This window comes from Nocardiopsis sp. TNDT3 (assembly GCF_003427465.1).
Classification (GTDB): Bacteria; Actinomycetota; Actinomycetes; order Streptosporangiales; family Streptosporangiaceae; genus Nocardiopsis; species Nocardiopsis dassonvillei.
The window spans coordinates 1-4,674 of record NZ_QPFC01000595.1 but is presented as its reverse complement, the minus strand read 5'-3'; the positions used below and the strand labels follow the sequence as shown (position 1 = coordinate 4,674).

The 4,674-nt window shown below is 70.9% G+C and carries 2 protein-coding genes; one reads left to right on the top strand and one right to left on the bottom strand.

The window, feature by feature from the left end; translation table 11 throughout:
- Positions 1 to 56: 56 nt before the first annotated feature.
- A complete protein-coding gene (metH, locus tag DQW06_RS15155) occupies positions 57 to 3,527 on the bottom strand; it encodes a methionine synthase (protein WP_013152585.1) in 3,471 nt (1,156 codons plus the stop codon).
- Positions 3,528 to 3,808: 281 nt separating this feature from the next.
- Between metH and DQW06_RS15150 the strand changes: the two genes are divergently transcribed.
- Positions 3,809 to 4,648, top strand: coding sequence for a PAC2 family protein (locus DQW06_RS15150; protein WP_013152584.1), 840 nt, complete (start codon positions 3,809 to 3,811; stop codon positions 4,646 to 4,648).
- Positions 4,649 to 4,674: the final 26 nt, after the last annotated feature.

The following is a 4,674-nucleotide window of genomic DNA, read 5'->3' as shown; positions in this document are numbered from 1 at the left end:
CCCGCCCCCGGTCGGGGGACGGGGCCGCGCCGGGCGGTCCGCCTCGGACGAGCCGGTCAGACGTTGAAGTAGGTCGCCTCCGGGTGGTGGACGACGATCGCGTCGGTCGCCTGCTCGGGCACCAGCTGGAACTCCTCCGACAGGGTCACGCCCACCCGCTCGGGCTCCAGCAGGCGCATGATCTTGGCGCGGTCCTCCAGGTCGGGGCAGGCCCCGTAGCCCAGGGAGAAGCGGGCCCCCCGGTAGCCGAGCTTGAAGAACGCGTCCAGCTCGGCCGGGTCCTCGCCCGCGAAGCCCAGCTCCGCGCGCACCCGGGTGTGCCAGTACTCGGCCAGGGCCTCGGTCAGCTGCACCGACAGCCCGTGCAGTTCCAGGTAGTCGCGGTAGGCGTTCTTGGCGAACAGCTCGGCGGTGGCGCGGCTGATCGCCGAGCCCACGGTCACCACCTGGAAGGACACCACGTCCAGCTCCCCCGACTCCTTGGGCCGGAAGAAGTCGGACAGGCACAGGTGGCGGTCCCGGCGCTGGCGCGGGAAGGTGAAGCGGGTGCGCTCGGCGCCCTCCTCGTCCAGCACCACCAGGTCGTCGCCCTCGCTGTAGCAGGGGAAGTGGCCGTGCACCACGGCCGCCTCCAGCAGGCCGTCGGTCTGGATGCGGTCCAGCCACATCCGCATCCGGGGGCGGCCCTCGGTCTCCACCAGCTCCTCGTAGCTGGGGCCCTCGCCGCCGCGGGCGGCCTTGAGCCCCCACTGGCCCATGAAGGTGGCGCGCTCGTCGAGGAAGGCGGCGTAGTCGGCCAGCGGGATGCCCTTGCTGATCCGGTCCCCCAGGAAGGGCGGCTTGGGCACCCGGTTGGTGGTCGACACGTCGCTGCGGGCGGGCACCTCCTCGGGCTCGCTCACCTTGAGCTTGGCCCCCGTCTTGACCCGGCGCTGGCGCAGGGCGGGCAGCTCGGCGCCCTCGTCACCGCGCTTGACCGCCATGAACGCGTCCATCAGGCGCAGGCCCTCGAAGGCGTCCTTGGCGTAGCGCACGTGGCCGTCGAAGACCTCGGCCAGGTCCTGCTCCACGTAGGAGCGGGTGAGCGCGGCGCCGCCCAGCAGGACCGGGAAGCGCTCGGACAGGCCCCTGGAGTTCATCTCCTCCAGGTTCTCCTTCATGATGACCGTGGACTTGACCAGCAGGCCGGACATGCCGATCACGTCGGCGCGCTGCTCCTCGGCGGCCTCCAGGATCGCCGACACCGGCTGCTTGATGCCGATGTTGACCACGTCGTAGCCGTTGTTGGACAGGATGATGTCCACGAGGTTCTTGCCGATGTCGTGGACGTCGCCCTTGACGGTGGCCAGGACGATGCGGCCCTTGCCGTCGTCGTCGCTCTTCTCCATGTGGGGTTCGAGGTAGGCGACGGCGCCCTTCATGACCTCGGCGGACTTGAGGACGAAGGGCAGCTGCATCTGGCCGGAGCCGAACAGCTCGCCGACGGTCTTCATGCCCGAGAGCAGGGTGTCGTTGACGATGGCCAGGGCGGGCTTGGACTCCAGCGCCTCGTCGAGGTCGGCCTCGATCCCGGTCATCTCGCCGTCGATGATGCGCCGCTCCAGGCGCTCCCACAGCGGCAGGGCGGCCAGCTCCTCGGCGCGGGATGCCTTCATGGACTTGGCGTCCACGCCCTCGAACATCTCCATGAACCGCGAGAGGGGGTCGTAGTCGCCCTCGCGCCGGTCGTAGACCATGTCGAGGGCGACCTCGCGCTGCTCCTCGGGGATCTGGTTGATCGGCACGATCTTGGAGGCGTGCACGATCGCCGAGTCCAGCCCGGCCTGGACCGCCTCGTGCAGGAACACCGAGTTCAGCACGATGCGGGCGGCCGGGTTGAGGCCGAAGGACAGGTTGGACAGTCCCAGGGTGGTCTGCACGTCCGGGTAGAGCCGCTTGAGCTCGCGGATGGCGTTGATCGTCTCCAGGCCGTCCCGGCGGGTCTCCTCCTGCCCCGTGGTGATGGGGAAGGTGAGGCAGTCGATCATGATGTCGCTGGTGTTGAGCCCCCACTCACCGGTGATCTGCTCGATGAGGCGGGTGGCGACGCGCACCTTCCACTCGGCGGTGCGGGCCTGGCCCTCCTCGTCGATGCACAGGCCCACGACGGCGGCGCCGTGCTCCTTGACCAGCCCCATGATGCGGGTGAAGCGGGAGTCGGGGCCGTCGCCGTCCTCGTAGTTGACGGAGTTGACCACGCTCCTGCCGCCGAGGGCTTCCAGGCCCGCCTCCAGGACGGGCGGCTCGGTGGAGTCGAGCATGATCGGCAGCGTGGAGGAGGTGGCCAGGCGCGAGGCCAGCTCGCGCATGTCGCTGACCCCGTCGCGGCCCACGTAGTCGATGTTGAGGTCGAGCAGGTGGGCGCCGTCGCGGATCTGGTCCCGCGCGATCTCCACGCAGTCGTCCCAGCGGCCCTCCAGCATGGCCTCGCGGAACTTCTTGGAGCCGTTGGCGTTGGTGCGCTCACCCACGGCCAGGTAGCTGGCGTCCTGGCGGAAGGGCACACTCTGGTACAGGGAGGAGGAGGCCGCCTCCACCAGGGGCTTGCGGTTCTTGATGCCGCGCCCCTGGACGCGCTCCACCACGTGGCGCAGGTGCTCGGGGGTGGTGCCGCAGCAGCCGCCGGCCAGGCTCAGTCCGAACTCGGAGGTGAAGGAGTCGTGGGCGTCGGCCAGCTCGGCGGGCGAGAGGTCGTAGAAGGCGCCGTCGGGGCCGAGCTGGGGCAGGCCCGCGTTGGGCATGCAGGAGATGGGGATGGGCGAGTGGTGCGACAGGTAGCGCAGGTGCTCGCTCATCTCGGCGGGGCCGGTGGAGCAGTTGAGGCCGATGACGTCGACGCCCAGCGGCTCCAGGGAGGTCAGCGCGGCGCCGATCTCGGAGCCGAGCAGCATGGTGCCGTTGGTCTCGATGCTCACCTGGGCGATGATCGGCACGTCCCTGCCCGCGGCGCGGCGGGCGCGCTGGGCGGCCACCACGGCGGCCTTGACCTGGAGCAGGTCCTGGCAGGTCTCGATGAGGATGGCGTCGGATCCGCCGTCGATCAGGCCGCGCGCGCACTGCTCGTAGTAGTCGCGCAGCTGGGTGTAGGGCGCGTGGCCCAGGGTGGGCAGCCGGTTTCCCGGGCCCACGGACCCGAGGACGTAGCGGGGCTGGTCGGGGGTGGAGTAGGCGTCGGCGGCCTCGCGGGCCACCTGCGCTCCGGCGTGGGCGATCTCGTAGGTGCGGTCCTCGATGCCGTACTCGGCGAGCCCGCCGAGGTTGGCCGAGAAGGTGTTCGTCTCGATGGCGTCCGAACCCACGGCAAGAAAGGCGGCATGGGTGTCGCGGACGATGTCGGGACGGGTGAGGTTGAGGATGTCGTTGCATCCCTCGTGCCCCTCGAACTGGTCGAGGTCGAGATCGTGCGCCTGGAGCATGGTGCCCATCGCTCCGTCCGCCACGACCACACGGCGGGACAGCGTTTCGCGGAAGGTGGGGCTGGCTCTCATATCTGGCAACTCTACGTCGGAGCACCGCGGCGGCCCAGTTGGTGTCCCCGTGACGCGTGGCACTGGGCGGACCCGCGGTGCGGGGCGGGTCGGTCGTCCGGGGACGGCGGTGTCCTTGTCAGTCGCTGTCTGTGAGGTTATCCCATCGGCTGTTCCAGTAGGTGAGACAGGTGTCCCGCGTCGTGGCGGCCGGAAGCCCTCGGACGAGCGCCCCCGAACGGTTCCCCGGGCGGGTCGGCACCACGTAGGGTGGACTCCGTTCGCGTGCAGGGAGGAGCCACATGACCAAGCTCGTCCGGGAGCTTGTCGATCCCGTGATGGTGGCGGCGTTCGAGGGATGGAACGACGCCGGTGAGGCGGCCAGCCTGGCCGTGGAGCACCTGTCGAGGGAGTGGGACGCCTACGAGCTGTGCGCGCTGGCACCGGACGACTACTACGACTTCCAGGTGACCCGGCCGCGCATGTCGATCGTGGACGGCGTGGTGGGCGAGGTCGAGTGGCCCACGACCCGGGTCCGCGTGGCGACGCCGCCGGGGTCGGAGCGCGACGTGGTGCTGGTGACGGGCCCCGAGCCGAACATGCGGTGGCGCTCCTACGCCGCCGACCTGCTGGCCGTGGCTCGGGAGCTGGGCGTCACGCGGATGGTGATGCTGGGTTCGCTGCTGGCGGACGCCCCGCACACCCGGCCGATCCCGGTGACCGGGATGGCCTCGCCCGTGGAGCTGGGCTCGGCGCTGGGGCTGGAGGCGACCACCTACTCGGGCCCGACCGGGATCGTGGGCGTGGTGCACGAGGCGTTCAGCGCGGTGGGGATCGAGACCGCGTCGCTGTGGGCGGCCATCCCCCACTACGTCGCCCAGCCGCCGTGCCCGAAGGCCTCCCTGGCGCTGCTGGCGTGGGTGGAGGACTTCCTGGGCGCGCGGGTGCCGCTGGGCGACCTGCCCGAGGACGCGGTGGCGTGGGAGTCCAACGTCAACGAGCTCACCGCCGAGGACGAGGACATCGCGGCGTACGTGCGCGGTCTGGAGGAGGCCAAGGACACCGCCGACCTGCCGGAGGCCTCCGGTGACGCCATCGCCCGGGACTTCGAGCGCTACCTGCGCCGCCACGACGAGGGCTGAGACCCCGGCGGCGGCCCCGCCGGGGC